Origin of the sequence: Luteibacter sp. W1I16, from assembly GCF_050434905.1 — a bacterium.
Lineage (GTDB): Bacteria > Pseudomonadota > Gammaproteobacteria > Xanthomonadales > Rhodanobacteraceae > Luteibacter.
The window spans coordinates 359,001-374,733 of sequence record NZ_JBNDJJ010000001.1; the positions used below are offsets into that span (position 1 = coordinate 359,001).

The 15,733-nt window shown below is 67.3% G+C and carries 13 protein-coding genes; 12 read left to right on the top strand and 1 reads right to left on the bottom strand.

Features of this window, described 5'->3' with window-relative positions; translation table 11 throughout:
* Positions 1-4 precede the first annotated feature (4 nt).
* From QFZ41_RS01530 to QFZ41_RS01585, 12 genes are all read left to right on the top strand, one after another.
* Complete coding sequence (locus tag QFZ41_RS01530) at positions 5-1,102, top strand: polysaccharide deacetylase family protein (protein WP_429197139.1); 1,098 nt, start codon at positions 5-7, stop codon at positions 1,100-1,102.
* Positions 1,090-2,352: an O-antigen ligase family protein gene (locus QFZ41_RS01535; RefSeq protein ID WP_429197140.1), complete on the top strand. Its 1,263-nt coding sequence runs from the start codon at positions 1,090-1,092 to the stop codon at positions 2,350-2,352. Before QFZ41_RS01530 ends, QFZ41_RS01535 begins: the two co-directional genes overlap by 13 nt.
* Complete coding sequence (locus QFZ41_RS01540) at positions 2,349-3,704, top strand: phenylacetate--CoA ligase family protein (RefSeq protein ID WP_429197141.1); 1,356 nt, start codon at positions 2,349-2,351, stop codon at positions 3,702-3,704. Before QFZ41_RS01535 ends, QFZ41_RS01540 begins: the two co-directional genes overlap by 4 nt.
* Positions 3,701-4,819: a glycosyltransferase gene (locus QFZ41_RS01545; RefSeq protein WP_429197142.1), complete on the top strand. Its 1,119-nt coding sequence runs from the start codon at positions 3,701-3,703 to the stop codon at positions 4,817-4,819. Before QFZ41_RS01540 ends, QFZ41_RS01545 begins: the two co-directional genes overlap by 4 nt.
* Positions 4,816-5,988 carry a glycosyltransferase family 4 protein gene (locus QFZ41_RS01550; RefSeq protein ID WP_429197143.1) on the top strand — a complete coding sequence of 391 codons (1,173 nt, stop codon included), beginning with the start codon at positions 4,816-4,818 and terminating at the stop codon, positions 5,986-5,988. The genes QFZ41_RS01545 and QFZ41_RS01550 overlap by 4 nt, the downstream gene beginning before the upstream one ends.
* Positions 5,985-6,623, top strand: coding sequence for a polysaccharide deacetylase family protein (locus QFZ41_RS01555; RefSeq protein WP_429197144.1), 639 nt, complete (start codon positions 5,985-5,987; stop codon positions 6,621-6,623). The genes QFZ41_RS01550 and QFZ41_RS01555 overlap by 4 nt, the downstream gene beginning before the upstream one ends.
* The gene (locus tag QFZ41_RS01560) at positions 6,620-7,786 is read left to right on the top strand and encodes a glycosyltransferase family 4 protein (protein WP_429197145.1); all 1,167 of its coding nucleotides are present in this window, start codon (positions 6,620-6,622) and stop codon (positions 7,784-7,786) included. Before QFZ41_RS01555 ends, QFZ41_RS01560 begins: the two co-directional genes overlap by 4 nt.
* Positions 7,783-8,967 carry a hypothetical protein gene (locus tag QFZ41_RS01565; RefSeq protein WP_429197146.1) on the top strand — a complete coding sequence of 395 codons (1,185 nt, stop codon included), beginning with the start codon at positions 7,783-7,785 and terminating at the stop codon, positions 8,965-8,967. The genes QFZ41_RS01560 and QFZ41_RS01565 overlap by 4 nt, the downstream gene beginning before the upstream one ends.
* Before the next feature lie 10 nt (positions 8,968-8,977).
* Positions 8,978-9,343 carry a hypothetical protein gene (locus tag QFZ41_RS01570; protein ID WP_429197147.1) on the top strand — a complete coding sequence of 122 codons (366 nt, stop codon included), beginning with the start codon at positions 8,978-8,980 and terminating at the stop codon, positions 9,341-9,343.
* A gap of 70 nt (positions 9,344-9,413) precedes the next feature.
* Complete coding sequence (locus tag QFZ41_RS01575) at positions 9,414-10,688, top strand: TolC family protein (RefSeq protein WP_429197148.1); 1,275 nt, start codon at positions 9,414-9,416, stop codon at positions 10,686-10,688.
* On the top strand, positions 10,685-11,782 hold the full coding sequence (locus QFZ41_RS01580) for an efflux RND transporter periplasmic adaptor subunit (protein ID WP_429197149.1): 1,098 nt from the start codon (positions 10,685-10,687) through the stop codon (positions 11,780-11,782). The genes QFZ41_RS01575 and QFZ41_RS01580 overlap by 4 nt, the downstream gene beginning before the upstream one ends.
* The gene (locus tag QFZ41_RS01585; protein ID WP_429197150.1) at positions 11,782-14,880 is read left to right on the top strand and encodes an efflux RND transporter permease subunit; all 3,099 of its coding nucleotides are present in this window, start codon (positions 11,782-11,784) and stop codon (positions 14,878-14,880) included. The genes QFZ41_RS01580 and QFZ41_RS01585 overlap by 1 nt, the downstream gene beginning before the upstream one ends.
* On the opposite strand, the gene QFZ41_RS01590 is transcribed toward QFZ41_RS01585, so the two are convergent.
* Positions 14,844-15,671: a TIGR04325 family methyltransferase gene (locus QFZ41_RS01590; protein WP_429197151.1), complete on the bottom strand. Its 828-nt coding sequence runs from the start codon at positions 15,669-15,671 to the stop codon at positions 14,844-14,846. The two genes, QFZ41_RS01585 and QFZ41_RS01590, sit on opposite strands and share 37 nt — an antisense overlap.
* Positions 15,672-15,733 lie beyond the last annotated feature (62 nt).

Here is a 15,733-nt window from a genome sequence, read left to right on the forward strand (position 1 = left end):
CTCCATGCCCATGCGCGGCGCGCCCGGCATCCGTGGCCGGCTCGGCGAGTTGTGCTACTCCAGCGGCCTGCTGCATTCGCTGCAACGCGTGCGTGCGTGGTGGCAGCGCGACCTGCGCATCCTCGCCTATCACCGCGTCATGCCGCTCCCGGACCCGGAGACCTTCGGCTTCGATCTCGAACTCATCAGCACGCCGCCGGCCGAATTCCGCGAGCAGATGTTGAGGATAAAGAAGTATTTCCGGCCGATGCGCCTGACCGACATCGTCGCCGCGCTCGACGCCGGCGAAGCGTTGCCGCCCGATACCGTGGCGGTCACCTTCGACGACGGTTACGACGACAACTACCGCATCGCCGCGCCGATCCTCGACGAGGTCGGCGTGCCGGCCACCTTCTTCGTTTCCACCGGGCACATCGACTCGGGCCGGCCGTACGCGTACGACTGGCTGGTGCACATGATCCTGCTCACGAAGGCGGCGAGACTGGTCCTTCCGGAGCTGTCGATCGATGTCGCCCTGCCGCCGGACCGCTCGCACCGGCGGCGTATCGCCGGCAACGTGCTGCTGCGCATGAAGTGGCTGGACGCGTTAGGCCAGAGCGCCATGATCGAGCGGCTGGAAGGGGAATGGGACATGCCCTCGGCCAACGCGCGTCCCGTCGACTGCCGCCCCATGACATGGAACCAGGCGCGCGAGATGGAGGCGGCCGGCCTCGAGTTCGGCTCGCACGGCGTGCATCACCGCATGCTGGCCCGCCTTCCCCGCGACGAGATGGAGCGCGAGATCCTCGCTTCGAAGGCCACGCTTGACCGCGAACTACGCCATCCCGCCGTGCTCATGTCCTACCCGGTCGGTGGCGATCGCGCATACAACGACGACGTGATCTCGGCCACGCGCCATGCCGGCTTCCAGCTCGCGTGCAGCTACGTGTGCGGGACCAATGCGGAACCCAGCGAGAACCGTTACTCGCTCTATCGCCTGCCGGTGGAAAGCAACATGGGGCCGGGCTGGTTCGCCGCGATGCTGGCCCTGCCGCAACTGATGAGCTACCCGACGCCCGCCCACCAGGCGGCCGGACCCCGGGAGCGGCCATGTTCCCCCTGATCCTCCTCTACGTCGTGCTCACCATCATCCGCCCGCAGGACTACATCGCCGGGCTGGAGACCGTGCCCATCCTTCCGGTAGTGCTCCTGCTTTCCTTCATCGCATGGCTGGCGTCGCGCTCCAAGACTTTCGAAGCGCCGCAGTTCGTCATCCTGCCCGCCTTCCTGCTGATCCTCATGGTCTCGCAGATGAGCAACGGCTGGGCTGGCGGCGCGCTGGACGAGCTTGCACGATTCGGCCCCGTGGTGATCGCCTTCTTCGTCTTCGGCGCGGCATGCGGCACGCAGAAGCGGGTGCGCATCGCGATGGGCGTGTTCGTCGCCTGCGCCGTGGTGCTTGCCCTGCACGGTGTCGAGCAGGCCAGCACCGGCATGGGCTGGACGGGAACCCCGCTGAGCGAAGGCGGGCGCATCCAGTACGTGGGCATCTTCAACGATCCCAACGACCTCGGCCTGCTGTTCGCGGCGACGCTGCCCATGGCCGTGTTCCTCGGCAGGCGCGGCGCCGGCGCGATGCGCGCGGTATGGCTCGCGGCGGCGCTGCTGCTGCTCTACGGCACGTACCTCACCAACTCGCGCGGCGCCATGCTGGCGGTGCTCGTGGTGGCCGGCTGTTATGTCTGGTACCGCAAGGGCACCCTGGTCGCCGCCGCGATCGGCGTCGTCGGCCTGGCGGCGATGAAGCTCGTGTCCTCGCGCATGGAAGCCCTCGACGCCAGCGAGGAATCCGCCGCGGGGCGCGTCGATGCCTGGTACTCGGGCCTGGAAATGTTCCGGGAGCACCCCGCCTTCGGCGTCGGTCCGGGCAACTTCACCGAATACAACGACCTGACCGCGCACAACTCCTTCGTGCTCGTGCTGGCGGAGACCGGATTCATCGGCTTCGTGTTGTGGCTCGCCTTCGTCGGCTACGGCTTCTGGATGATGCTCACGATCGTCCGCCATCAAGGCCCGGCCGGCGGCAATCCCACGGTCGAGGCGGAATGGGCCGCCGAACGGCAGATGGCGCTGACCCTGCTGCTTTCGCTTTGCGGCCTGTTCGCCGCCGCCTTCTTCCTCAGCCGCAGCTACATGGTGGTGCTCTACCTCATCGCGGCCATGGTCGCCGGTTACTACGTCGGTGCGCGCCAGCGCTGGCCCACCCTGCCGCTGTTCCGCCTCTCCAACGGAGGATGGCGCTGGTTGCCCGCCGGCGCGTGCAGCGTGTTCGCCCTGTTCGTCCTCGTCGCCGTGCTCCTGAGAACCACATGAACCTCTACGAGACCGCGCTGCGCCGCGTCATCTGGCCCGCCTACGAAGGCGGCCTGCGCCGTCGCGACACGCCCACCTACATGCGCCGCTACGAGCGCGACCAGTGGCTGGCGCCCGGGGAAGTGGCCTCGTTGCAATTCCAGCGCCTGAAGCGGCTGCTCGACTGGTGCTATCGCGAAGTGCCCTACTACAAGCGACGCTGGGACGCGCTGGGCATCGTGCCGCAGGACATCCGCGACATGGACGATTACGCGAAGCTACCCGTGCTGACCAAGGCGGACATCCGCGACAACGCGGAAGAGATCAAGGCCACTTCGCTCAAGGCGTCGCTCGGTTACAAAGCCACGGGCGGCTCCACTGGCGAGCCGCTGCGGTTCGGCTTCACCCGCGAAAGCAACGACCGGCGCGTTGCGGTGATGTGGCGCGGCTACGGCTGGGCGGGATCGCGGATGGGCCGGCGCACGCTGTTCCTCTGGGGCGGTGCCGTCGGCAATCCCAGTGCGGCGCACCGCTTGAAGGACCGGGTCTACAACGCCGTGTTCGCGCGCAAGCTGCTCGACAGCTTCCACATGAACGAGTCGAACATGGCCAGCTACGCCGACGCCATCGATGCGTACCGCCCTGAAGTGGTGGTCGGCTATGTCGGACCGCTGGTCCGGCTGGCCGAATGGCTGCTCGCGAACCATCGCCAGGTCGCTCGCCCGGCCTCCGTCATCGGTGCCGCCGAGGCCTTGCATCCGTTCCAGCGCGACATCATCGAGCGCGCGTTCGGCGCGCCCGCATATAACACCTATGGTTGCCGGGAATTCATGCTCATCGCCTCAGAGTGCGAGCACCGGCAGGGCCTGCACGTGAACGCGGATCACCTCGTCGTCGAGACGCTGGATCATGAAGGCACGCCGTCATCATCGGGCAGCGGCGAAGTCGCCATCACCGACCTGTTCAACTACGGCATGCCATTCATCCGCTACGTCAACGGCGACATGGCCACCCATGCCACGTCCGGCTGCACCTGTGGACGCGGCCTGCCCCTGCTCGCCTCCGTCGACGGGCGCAAGCTGGACGCGATCCGCACGCCGGCGGGCCATATCCTGCCGGGCGAATTCTTCCCGCACATGCTGAAGGACGTGCCAGGGCTCGCCCGTTTCCAGCTCGTCCAGCGGCGTCTCGACCGGCTCGACCTCTCGATCGTGCGCGGCCGTGGGTTCGAGGACGCCTCGCTCGACTACATTCGCCGCGAAGTGGGCAAGGTATTAGGTGACAGCGCCGAACTGCATTGCCATTTCGTCGAGGACATTCCGCTGACACGCAGTGGAAAGCTGCGCGTCACCGTCTCGGAGCTCGCCTCGTGAACATCACCCACTTCGTGGAGAACCTCAACCGCGGCGGTCTCGAGCGCATGGTCCTGGACCTGGTCAAGGAACAGCATCGCCAGGGTCACAAGGTGCAGGTGGTGTGCCTGTTCGAACGCGGTTCGCTGGCGGGCGAACTGGATGCGCTCGGCATCCCGGTGGCGGCTTGCCACAAGCGCACCGGCTTCGACCTGCGCGCCCTCGGGCGTGCCCGCCAGTGGCTGGCCGCCCACCGTACCGAGGTGTTGCACACGCATAACGCCGTGGCGCATTACCAGGCGGTGCTCGCCAGCGCCGGCATGGGCATCCGCCAGGTGGTGAACACGCGTCACGGCATGGGTGCGCAGCGAAAGCCCGGCCGGCGCGAATGGTTGTTCCGCCGTGCGCTCAAGGCTACCGACGCCGTCGTCGCCGTCTGTGAAGCGGCGCGCACCGATGCGGTGCGGCGCGGCATCGCGCCGGCCGGAAAGACGTGCGTGGTGCCCAACGGCATCGTCCTCGATGGCTTCGACGTGGCGTCGGACATCATGCACGAGCGCCTCACCCGGATGATCCGCGTGCCGCGCGGCACGCGGATCATCGGCAGCGTGGGCCGGCTGAACTGGGCAAAGGACCAGATGAGCCTGATCCGCGCGTTCCGTATCGTTCGCCACGCCCGGCCGGACACCGCGCTCGTGCTGGTCGGCGATGGCGAGTTGCGCGAGACCTTGCGCGCCGCCGCCTTCGACGAAGGAGTCGCCGGCTGCGTGCATTTCCTGGGCGACCGCGACGACGTGCGTGACCTGCTGCAGGGCTTCGACCTGTTCGCGCTTTCCTCGGTGACCGAGGGGTATTCCATGGCGCTGCTGGAAGCCTGCGCCGCCGGCTTGCCCATCGTCGCGACCGACGTGGGCGGCAACGCGGAAATCGTGCGCGACGGCGACACCGGGCGGCTGGTGCCGGCCTGCGATCCACCCGCCCTTGCCGCTGCCATCCTGGAACTGCTGCACGCGACGCACCGCGCCTCCACGCTCGGCCTCGCGGCACGCGCCTGGGTCGAGACGCACGGATCGATGGAGGCCATGGCCGCGCGCTATGGCCGACTCTACTTCGGCGACATGGAGTGCGCATCATGAAGATCCTGGTCCTCACCAACCTCTTTCCCACCCCCTGGGATCCCCGCCGCGGCGCGTTCAACCGGCAGCAGTTCCAACGCCTGGCCGAACGCCACGAGGTAGACGTACTGACCGCGGTGGATTTCCGCGAACGCATGGGTGGCGTGCAGGGCACGGTGGATGTCCCGGGCGTCCGGCGCGATCACTTCACGTTCTACCATCCGCCCGGCATCGGCCGCTTTCTCAACGCGCTCTGTTTCTTCGCCTGCGTGATGTGGCAGCGCGGCCGTGACCTGCGCCGGGGCCGCTACGACGTGCTGTTGGCCAGTTGGGCCTACCCGGACGCGGCGGGTGGCGCATGGGTGGCGCGCCTGCTCGGCATTCCCTATGTCGTGAAGGTGCACGGCAGCGATCTCAACGTACAGGCCGCCTCGCGTCTGCGCCGCCCCCAGATACGCTCCGCGCTGCGTGGTGCCGGAGCCGTGGTCGCGGTAAGCAAGGCGCTGGCACGGAAGGCCGTCGATCTCGGTGCGCGGCCCGACGGCGTGGAAACCATCTACAACGGCGTGGATACGCGCATCTTCCACCGTGGCGACCGGACCGCCGCGCGCCAGCGCCTGGGCCTGCCACCCGAGGCACCGATCGTGCTGTACGTGGGCAACCTCAAGGCCACCAAGGGCTGCCACGACCTGATCGAAGCATTTCCGGCCTTGGCCAAGCGCCACCACGACGCCCGCCTGGTCTATGTCGGCGACGGCGCAAGCCGGGCCAACCTCGAGGACCGCGCGGCGTCCCTGTGCTGCGCCACGGCCGTGCATTTCGAAGGCGCCGTGGACCACGCCGCGCTGGCGGATTGGTTCCGTGCCGCCGACGTGCTTTGCCTGCCGAGCCACAACGAAGGCGTGCCCAACGTGATACTCGAGGCCATGGCCTGCGGCACGCCGATCGTCGCGACCGCGGTCGGGGGCATTCCCGAGGTGGTTCCGGGCCACGCGGGTATCCTCGTGCCACCCCACCAGCCGCACGAACTCGGCACCGCGCTGGTGGAAGCCTTCGAGCGTCACTTCAACCCCACCGCGATCGCCGCGCATGCCGCGACCTTTCGTTGGGACGAGAACATCGACCGGCTCGAGCGCATGCTCGGCCGTGTCGCCGCCGGAGCCCCGGCCCACCTTGGCGCCAACGCATGAACTGGAAACCCAAGAAACACGACCTGCTCGGCTTGTTGCCGGAAAACCTCGTGCTTACCCGCACGCGGGATTCCGCGCTGCGCTACCTCAGCTTCGACGACGGCCCCGATCCGGCGCATACACCCAGGTTGCTCGACACGCTGGCAAGGCATGGCGTGAAGGCCAGCTTCTTCCTGGTCGGCGAGAAGATCGAACAGCACCCGGACATCGTGCGGCGGATCGTCGACGAGGGGCACATGATCGGCAACCATTCCTACAGCCACTGGTCCTTCAGCAACATGACGCTCGCCCGGCAGATCGACGAGGTGCACCGAACAGACGCGCTGCTGCGCCTGTTCGACGACCGCCCGCACCATCGCATGCGCCCGCCGCACGGCTATGTGGGTGCGCCCTTGCTGGCGCATTTCGTCAGGCACAAACGCAGTTTCGTCTACTGGTCGTACGACAGCCTGGACTACCAGGACCGGCCGGTCGAAGCGCTGGTGGCACGCCTGCGCGGCGATCCGCCCGCCGCGGGGGACATCGTGCTGATGCACGACGACAGCGACAAGGCGGCCGACGCCCTCGACGTGCTTCTCCCGGAATGGCTCGACCAGGGCATGCGCTTCGCCGCCTTGCCGGGCAACGCATCGTGAGGATCCTCTACCACCACCGCACGCGCGGCCGCCATGTGGAAGGCGTGCACATCCGGGGCATCGTCGGCGCACTGCGTGAACTGGGTCACGACGTGACGGTGATGTCGTTTCCCGGCGCCGATCCGGAACGGGAGAGCGAAGCAGCCACCGGGGCAGGACGCGGAAGACTCGCGCGGTTCGTGACGAAGCTCCCGGGTATCGTCTTCGAACTGTTCGAGTTGCTTTACAACGGCGCGACCCTCCTGCGCATGGCCTGGGCGTGGCGCCGCGCCGCGCCGCAACTGATCTACGAACGCTACTCGCTGTTCCTCTTCGCCACCGTGTGGCTCGCACGCAGGCGTGGCATACCGCTGGTGCTGGAGATCAACGACTCGGCACTGGTCGATCGCGTGCGTCCCCTGACCATGAGGGGGGTGGCTCGCCGCATCGAAGGCTGGTGCCTGCGCCATGCCACCGGCCTGGTGTTCATCTCCACCTATTTCCGCGACATCGCCAGCGCCTCCTATGGTGACATCGCTCCTTCCGTGGTCTCACCCAACGCGGTGGACCTGCCACGCTTCGATCCCACCCGCTTCGACCGCGAGCGCCTGCGTGCGGAACGCGGCCTCGACGGCCGCATCGTTTGCGGCCATATCGGCGCCTTCGCCCACTGGCATGGCGTGGATGGCTTCGTCGAGGCCATCGCCAACCGCCTGAACAGCGTGCCCGACCTCGCCCTGGTCTTCGTCGGCGACGGCAAGACCCTGCCGGCGGTACGCGAACTGATCGCGGCACGCGGGCTGTCCGACCGCGTGCTCCTGCCCGGCCGCGTCCCGCACGACGAGGTCGCCAGCTGGATCGCCTGCATGGATTACGCGGTACTGCCCAATTCCAACCACTACGGCTCACCCATGAAACTGTTCGAGTTCATGGGCATGGGCGTGGCCGTGGTCGCGCCGGACTACGCGCCCGTGGCGGAAGTGATCGTCGACGGCCATACGGGCTGGTTGTTCCCGCGAGGCGACGCCGCGGCCTGCGTCGAGCGCGTGCTCGAACTGGCCCAGCGTGCGGACGAACGCAAACGTGTCGGCCATGCCGCGCGCGACTACATCGCCAGCGAGCGGCAATGGCGCAACAATGCCGAGCAACTGCTCACCCTGGTCCCGACCGGAGCCGCCGCGTGATCGTCATCGTCCTGCTCGTCGTGATCCTGCTCTTCGCCGCCGCCGTCACGGTGGCGATCCGCGCGCGCAACATGCAGTACTGGTTGTGGGGCAACCTCACCCGGCGCAAGCCGCCTAAGGTGGACGGACCCGTGCATGTGCTGTTCTGCTTCGTGGACCATTTCGAGCCGAACTGGGGCCGGGTCGACATGGCTACCCAACGCCGCCGCGTCGATCGCTGGTGCGACGAATACCGTGCCATGGCATCGCGCCACCGCGACGCCGACGGGCGGGTGCCGCAGCACAGTTTCTTTTACCCCGAAGAGGAATACGTCGAGGAGCACCTGGACAAGATCGCCGCGCTCTGTGCCGACGGCTACGGTGAAATCGAGATCCACCTGCACCACGACAACGACACGCCGGAAAACTTCGTCGCCACCATGGATCGCTTCAACCGGCTTCTGCACGAGAAGCACGGTGCGCTGCCACGCGATCCCGTCACCGGCCAGCTTCGCTTCGCCTTCATACACGGCAACTGGTGCCTGGACAACTCACGTGCAGACGGCCGCTGGTGCGGCATCGACAACGAACTGATCCTGCTGCGCGAGCTGGGTTGCTACGCCGACTTCACCCTGCCCTCCGCGCCCAGCGACACGCAGACACGCATGTCGAACGCGATCTACTATGCGACGGACGATCCGCATAAGTGCAAGTCGCATGACACGGGCGTTCCCATGCGGGTGGGCGGCAAGCCCTCGGGCGACCTCCTGATCATCCAGGGCGTGCTCGGCCTCAACTGGAAGAGCCGTCGCTTCGGCATCATTCCACGCATCGAGAATTCGGATATCCGCCGCGGCTCCCCGCCCACGCCTTCCCGCGTGGACCAGTGGGTCCGCACGGGCGTCCATGTCGAGGGGAGGCCGGAATGGGTCTTCATCAAGATCCATACGCATGGCACGCAGGAAGGCGACATGGACACGCTGCTCGGCAAGCCGGTGGACGACATGCACAGTTATCTCGAATCCGCCTACAACGACGGAAAGCGCCACGTGCTGCACTACGTGACGGCCCGCGAGATGTACAACATCGCCAAGGCGGCCGAAGCAGGAATGACGGGAGACCCCGGCGCCTATCGCGATTTCGAACTGGCCAGGCCGCATGGCACCCCGGTGGAATTGTCTAACACCGCCGAGGTCCTTTAGGATCGCGGCCATGCGCCGCCCCTCGCCACGCCTGTTCACCCACCTTCGCCGCCGCGACGTGTGGATGCTCGCCCTGGCGGTGCTGCTGTTCAAGGTTGCGATGTCGACCTTCTGCGTGCTCGACGGCCCGCGTGTCGCCTTCTCCGGTGACGGCGCGAGCGTCACCGCCGCTTCGAACGTGACGCTCGACGACGGCGACCTTTGCGTGCTCGATGAAGGCAAGGGTTGCCATTGCACGTGCGCCCACGCAGTGGCGTTGCCGGTGGCCACTACCACCGTGACCGTTCCCTCACTGGTCTCCCGCGTAGGCCCCGCGTTGCCGGTCACGGCCCCACCGGCCTTCGCTCGCTCTCCCCTGCGCCCCCCTATCGCCTGACATCCGAATGCCCGGCACCGGCCGCCTGAGCGGCCGTGTCGACTCGTGTCCGATTCCAGGAGATCCACCCATGTTTTCCCCGCGTACCGCGCCCTGTAGGGCCGCGTGCCTGTGGTTGTTCCTGTACGCATTCGCCCCACAGGCGCTTGCCTCATTTCCAGCCAATCTTTCCGCCCCGCCCGCCGTACGCGAGGCCGTGCATCGGGTGTGGGCGAACCATCCGCGCATCCAGTCGGCCGATGCCACCCGGCGTGCCGCGCTGGCCAACGCCCGTGCCGCCGCGCAGCCGGTATACAACCCCTCCCTGACCTTCGAAGGCGAGAACGCTGACGTCGATCGGCGCACGGCCGGAGCGAGCCTCGCACTCGATCTCGGCGGCAAACGCCGCGCACGCGCGGCGGAAGGCGACGCGGCCTTGCGCATGAGCGAAGCAAGCTATGCGCTCGAGCGGCGTGACGTGGCGGCACAGTGGCTGAAAGCCTGGTGCGCCAGCCTGCTCGCTGTGCGACAGAGCGACATGGGCCGGCAACGCGTGGACCTGATGCAGCGTTTCGACCGGCTCGCCGCGCAACGGCTTGCGGTTGGCGACATCGGCAGTACGGAACGCGATCTGGCGGCCCTGGCGGTGGGTGAAGCGCAGATCCAGCAAGCCTCGCTCGCCGGGCAGGAAGCGACGGCACGGGCCGCGCTGGAAGCCGTGGACATGGACGCGGCATCGATACTGCCACCCTTTCCCACCGCCCTGCCGCCCGAACCCATCACGATCGCGCCCCTCCCGGCGGATGCCCGGCCCGAGATGATCCAGGCGCGTGCCGAACAGGAACGCGCGGAAGCCGGCATCGTCGTCGCGGAACGCGCCCGCCGCCCCGATCCCACGCTGAGCCTCACCGGTGGACGCGTGCGTGATGGCGCTCGCAGCGATCGCGTCGTCGGACTGAGCGTATCGATTCCGCTGCCCGTGCTGAACACGGGACGAGCCGAGATCGCGGCGGCCCGGGCGGAGGCGGATGCGGCCAGCGCCAACCGTCGTGCCGCCTTGCTGCGTTCGCAGGCGGCGCTTAGACAGCAGCAGGCGACGTACAGCGCCTTGCTCTCCGCCGCCCGTGCTTTCCGTGGAAGCCGCGCGAGCGCGCTCGACGAGCGCACCGCCTTGCTGGAACGGCTGTGGCAAGCCGGGGAGATCGGTACCTCCGATTACCTCGTGCAGCTGAAGCAAAGCCTCGATACCGCATTGTCCGGTCTCGCCCTCGAAAGCCAGGCCTGGCAAGCCTGGTTCGATTATCTCGCCGCCGCCGGCCGTCTCGACGACTGGATCGACGGCGCTCCGATGGATACCGCCCGATGAACGCTCCGCTCCGCCGACTCATTTTCGTACTCGCCCTCCTGCCGATCGTGCCCAGTCATGCCCAGGCCCCCGCGGAGAAACGGGAGGATCCGCTCACCCTCGACGAGGCCGCCATCAAGGAAGCAGGGATCGTCGTCGACACCTTGAGGCCCCGCGCGATGAACGACCTGATCGTCGCGCCCGGCGAGGTGAAGGTCGATGCGTATTCCACGGTACTGGTTTCCCCGCGCATCGCGGCGCAAGTCGTCTCGCGCCGGGCGAAACTCGGCGACGTGGTGGCCGCCGGCACGCCCCTGGTCGAGCTCTCCGGCGTGGAGGTGGCCGAGACGCAGGGACAACTGATCGTCGCCAGCCAGGATTGGCGACGCGTCTCCGCACTGGGTCCCCAGGCGGTGTCCGCGCGGCGCTACAACGAAACACTGGTGGCTCGTGACCAGGCCCAGGCGAAACTGCGCGCGTTCGGCCTCTCGGAAGGACAGATCGCGCGCGTGGTCAAGCGTGGTTCGTCAGCCGCCGATGGCCGTTTCGAATTGCTGGCACCGCGTGCCGGGCGGATCACCACCGACGACTTCCTCGTCGGCCAGCGCGTGGAACCCGGGCAAACCCTGTTCACCCTGGTGACCGAGGACTCCATCTGGGTCGAGGCGCGGCTGCCTCCCGCCACGGCGAAGAACGTGAAGCGAGGCGACATGGTGACCGTGGGCGCCCACGGCACGGAGCTTCCCGGCAAGGTGCTCCAGCGCTCGCACCAGACCGACGAAACGACGCGCACCGTGGCGGTACGCATCCAGGTCGACAACCGCGACGACCTGCTGCATCCCGGCGAACTGGTGGAGAGCCGTATCGCCATCGGCCTTCCCACGCAGCGGCTGGCGGTGCCATCGGAAGCCGTGCTGCTTCTGCAGGACCAGCCCACCGTCTTCGTACGCCGTGGCGCGACCGGCCGGTTCGAAGCCGCTCCCGTGGAAACGGATGCGACCGTCAACGGCTGGACCCCGATCCGGCAAGGCCTGCGTGCCGGCGACACCTACGTGAGCAAGGGCGCGTTCGCGCTGAAGGCCCGGCTCCTGCGATCGCAGTTGGGGGAAGAGTGATGTTGCAACGTCTCGTCGCACTTTCGCTGCAGTACAAGCCACTGGTGCTGATCGCGTTCGCGGTCGTCGCCCTGCTCGGGATAAGAGCCGCCGGAAGCTTGCCCATCGATGCGTTTCCCGACGTGACGCCGGTCCAGGTCAATGTCTACACCGAGGCCTCCGGCCTCGCCGCCGAGGATGTGGAGCGACTGCTCAGCACGCCCGTCGAATCCGCGCTGGCCGGACTGCCGGGCGTCGAGGACATCCGTTCGGTGAGCCTGTTCGGCCTGTCGTACGTGTCGGTGTACTTCGACGACGGCACGGACATCTACTTCGCGCGCCAGCTCGTGAACGAGCGCCTGCAACAGGTGGGCGACCGCCTTCCCGCGGGCTACGGCAAGCCCGAGATGGGACCGAACACATCGGGCCTCGGGCAGGTGTTCTGGTACACCGTGGAACGCGACGGGAAAAACCCCGCCAAGGCGCCGTCCGACATGGACCTGCGCAGCCTGCAGGACTGGACGTTGCGCCTGGTGCTGCGCACCGCGCCCGGCGTGGACGACATCACGTCCTGGGGTGGGCAGGAGAAGCAGTACCAGGTGAGCGTCGATCCGATCCGGCTCTTCGCACACGGGCTGGACATCAAGGACGTGATGCAGGCGGTGGAGGCGAACAATGCCCAGGTCGGCGGCAACGTCGTCGACGTCGGCCGCGAACAGTACCTCGTGCGTGGCCTCGGCCTGGTCCGGAATGCCGCCGACATCGGCGACATCGTCGTGAAAACCGCGGATGGCACCCCGGTCTACGTGCGTGACGTGGCGACCGTCATCGAGGCAGGCGCACCCCGGACCGGCGCGGTGACACGCGATGGCAAGGAAGTGGTCATGGGACAGGCGCTGGCCCGCATCGGCGAGAACGCGCGCGACGTGGTCGACGCCGTGAAGGCGAAGCTGGCGATACTGACGCGGGCGCTTCCCGAAGGCGTCACCGTTCGCCCGGTCTACGAGCGCAGCGACCTCGTCGATGCCGCCGTGGGCACCGCGACGCGCGCCCTGGTGGAGGGATCGATCCTCGTCGCCGCGGTGCTTTTCCTCTTTCTCGGTGAGTTGCGCAGTGCCCTGATCGTCGTCGCGACCTTGCCGCTGGCCCTGCTGATCGCCGTGATCTGCATGGCGCAGGCCGGGCTTTCCGCGAACCTGATGTCGCTGGCCGGGTTGGCGATCGGTATCGGCATGATGGTGGACGGCGCCGTGGTGATGGTCGAGAACGCGTTCCGCCTCATGGCCGAGCGCAAGGCCCGGGGCGAACCCGAGGACCGCACGGCCGCCGTGCGCGACGCCGCGCGCGAGGTCACCACGCCGATCGCCTTCGCCATCCTCATCATCATCGTGGTGTTCCTGCCGCTCTTCGGCCTGCAGGGGCTGGAAGGCAAGATGTTCAGGCCCATGGCGTTCAACATCGGCTTCGCCATGGCGGGATCGCTGGTCCTGGCGCTCACGCTCATTCCCGTCCTCGCTGCGCTACTGCTCAAGCCCGGCGAGGAAAAGGACACCCGCCTGGTCGCCTGGCTGAAACGCGGCTATGCGCGCGTGCTGCGCTGGTCGCTCGCGCACCGGCCGGTCGTGATCGGTGTCGCGGGAACCGCTCTTCTCGCGGCGCTGGCCCTGTTTCCCTTCCTCGGCAAGGAATTCATGCCCAACCTGCGCGAGGGAGCGATCATGTGGCGGATCACCTCGATTCCATCGGCCTCGCTGGAGGAATCGATCGGCCTGTCGAAGCGCGTCGCCGAGCGGATCGGGAATCGCTTCCCCGAAGTGGAGACCACGCTGGCGATGATCGGGCGCGCCGAAAAAGGCGAGACGGCGGACGTGAACTACATGGAGGTCTATACGCCACTGAAGCCAAGATCGCAGTGGCGCGACGGACAGACCCTGGAGTCGATCGAGCAAGCCATGCAGGACGACCTCGGCACATTCCTGCCCACCGCCGTGGTGAGCTACACCCAGCCGATCCAGATGCGCGTGGAGGAACTGATCTCCGGCGTCCGTGCCACCCTGGCACTGAAGATCTACGGCGACGACCTGGGCGAACTCGACCGGCTGGCGTCGCGCATGAAGGATGTACTGGCTCGCGTACCCAGCGTGGCGGACCTCGCGCTAGAGGCCAATATCGGCAAGCCGCAACTGCGCATCGAGGTGGACCGCGAGGCCCTGGCCCGGTACGGCCTCAACGCCGACGACGTGCTCACCGTGGTGCGCAACGGCATCGGTGGCGAACCGGTGGGGACCCTGCTCGATGGCGTGCGTCGCTTCGACATCACCGTGCGCCTGGACGATGCCAGCAAGGCGTCGCCCGTCGCGATCGGGCGGATTCCGATCCGGACACCGTCCGGCGCCCTGGTCCAGCTCGGTCAGGTGGCCAAGGTCACCACGGCGGAAGGGTATTCGTTCATCCGCCGCGAAGCCTTGCAGCGTTACGCCGTGATCGCCATGGACGTGCGCGGGCGCGACATCGACGGCTTCGTTCGCGAGGCGAACGAACGCATCGGCGCGTCGGTCACCCTCCCCACCGGCTACTACACCGCATGGGGAGGCGCCTTCGAAAATCAGCAGCGGGCGCTCAAGCGGCTCGCCCTGATCGTACCGGCGACCATCTTCCTCATTTTCGTGTTGCTCTACACCGCCTTCAACTCACTGCGCCACGCGAGCCTGATCCTGGCCAACGTGCCCTTCGCGATCATCGGCGGGATCTTCGGCCTGTACATCACCGGCCAGTACATCTCGGTACCCTCGGCGATCGGTTTCATCGCCGTCTTCGGCGTGGCGATGCTGAATGGCATCGTCCTGGTGAGCTTCCTCGATGCGCAGCGCGCCGCTGGGCTGGACGTGCGCGAAGCCGTGCTGCGCGGCACGGCCCTGCGTCTGCGGCCGGTGTTGATGACCGCCAGCGTCGCGATCCTCGGCCTCGTGCCCATGCTGCTGTCCAGCGGCGTTGGCGCGGAGACACAACGGCCACTGGCGACCGTGGTCGTGGGTGGCCTCGTCACCTCCACCCTGCTGACCCTGGTGCTGTTGCCGGTCGTCTACGACTGGATGGAGCGGAAAGCGAAACCGAAGTAGCGGTCCAGTGACCGCTCCGGATGGAACGGAATCATGCAGGACCGTTGCGGATTCTCCCAACGGTCCTGCAATTCGTAACCGAGCGACGAGAGTCCGCCGAGGAATTCACGTTCGGCGGTCACCCGGTAGGGGCAGCAGGCGGTGCCGATGTTCTGCACGGTGAAGTACGACTCGCGCATATGGACGGGCACGGAGTTGAGCAACAGGAAACGCGGCCGGTGTTCCATCGCCTGTAGCGCCTCGACGAGTGAATAACGCAGGTATTGCAGCGAGCCCGCCGCGAACAGCACGTCCACGCCGGACGCCTTGGCCACGTCGTCCGCGAAATCCAGGCGACGGGTTGCATCGTGGTCCTTCGCCCAGCGCTCGCCTGCGGCGTTGACCGCGGGCACGTCCATCACCGTCCAGCGCAGGTCAGCCGGATAGGCGAGGTATTTCTGGTAAGCGTAATAGGCGATGCCGATGTGTCCGCCGATGTCGAAGACGCTACGCGCGCCGTCCGCGAAAAAGCGGCCGAGCCAGTACATCATCGGATAGTCGTTGATGAAGACGCGCCGGATCCGCTCGCGATAGAGCTCCGCGGACTCGGTGTTGTCGTAGCCGCTGGTGTTGACGGCGGGAATGCTCGCCTGGGCCTCATCGAACGTGGGGAACACACCACGATAGAGATGGTGGGTCAGCGCCCGGTGGGCGAAAAACGTCCGCGCGTAGCGCGCTTCGAGAAAGGAACGGATCAACGGCAGCCTTGCCGTCGCCTCCTGGTACGGCCGGGAGTCGACTTGCGTGTTCATGAGCACCTCTGGACGGATCCTGCAGCCCTTAGCCTGCGCCTCAAAGGCCGCCCTGCCCATCG

Excerpts from the sequence above, each read along its gene's own strand:
- QFZ41_RS01580 (WP_429197149.1), top strand. The coding sequence starts at position 10,685 with ATGAACGCTCCGCTCCGCCGACTCATTTTCGTACTCGCCCTCCTGCCG.
- QFZ41_RS01550 (WP_429197143.1), top strand. The coding sequence starts at position 4,816 with ATGAAGATCCTGGTCCTCACCAACCTCTTTCCCACCCCCTGGGATCCC.
- QFZ41_RS01575 (WP_429197148.1), top strand. The coding sequence starts at position 9,414 with ATGTTTTCCCCGCGTACCGCGCCCTGTAGGGCCGCGTGCCTGTGGTTG.
- QFZ41_RS01555 (WP_429197144.1), top strand. The coding sequence starts at position 5,985 with ATGAACTGGAAACCCAAGAAACACGACCTGCTCGGCTTGTTGCCGGAA.
- QFZ41_RS01585 (WP_429197150.1), top strand. The coding sequence starts at position 11,782 with ATGTTGCAACGTCTCGTCGCACTTTCGCTGCAGTACAAGCCACTGGTG.
- QFZ41_RS01540 (WP_429197141.1), top strand. The coding sequence starts at position 2,349 with ATGAACCTCTACGAGACCGCGCTGCGCCGCGTCATCTGGCCCGCCTAC.
- QFZ41_RS01570 (WP_429197147.1), top strand. The coding sequence starts at position 8,978 with ATGCGCCGCCCCTCGCCACGCCTGTTCACCCACCTTCGCCGCCGCGAC.
- QFZ41_RS01535 (WP_429197140.1), top strand. The coding sequence starts at position 1,090 with ATGTTCCCCCTGATCCTCCTCTACGTCGTGCTCACCATCATCCGCCCG.
- QFZ41_RS01530 (WP_429197139.1), top strand. The coding sequence starts at position 5 with ATGCCCATGCGCGGCGCGCCCGGCATCCGTGGCCGGCTCGGCGAGTTG.
- QFZ41_RS01590 (WP_429197151.1), bottom strand. The coding sequence starts at position 15,671 with ATGAACACGCAAGTCGACTCCCGGCCGTACCAGGAGGCGACGGCAAGG.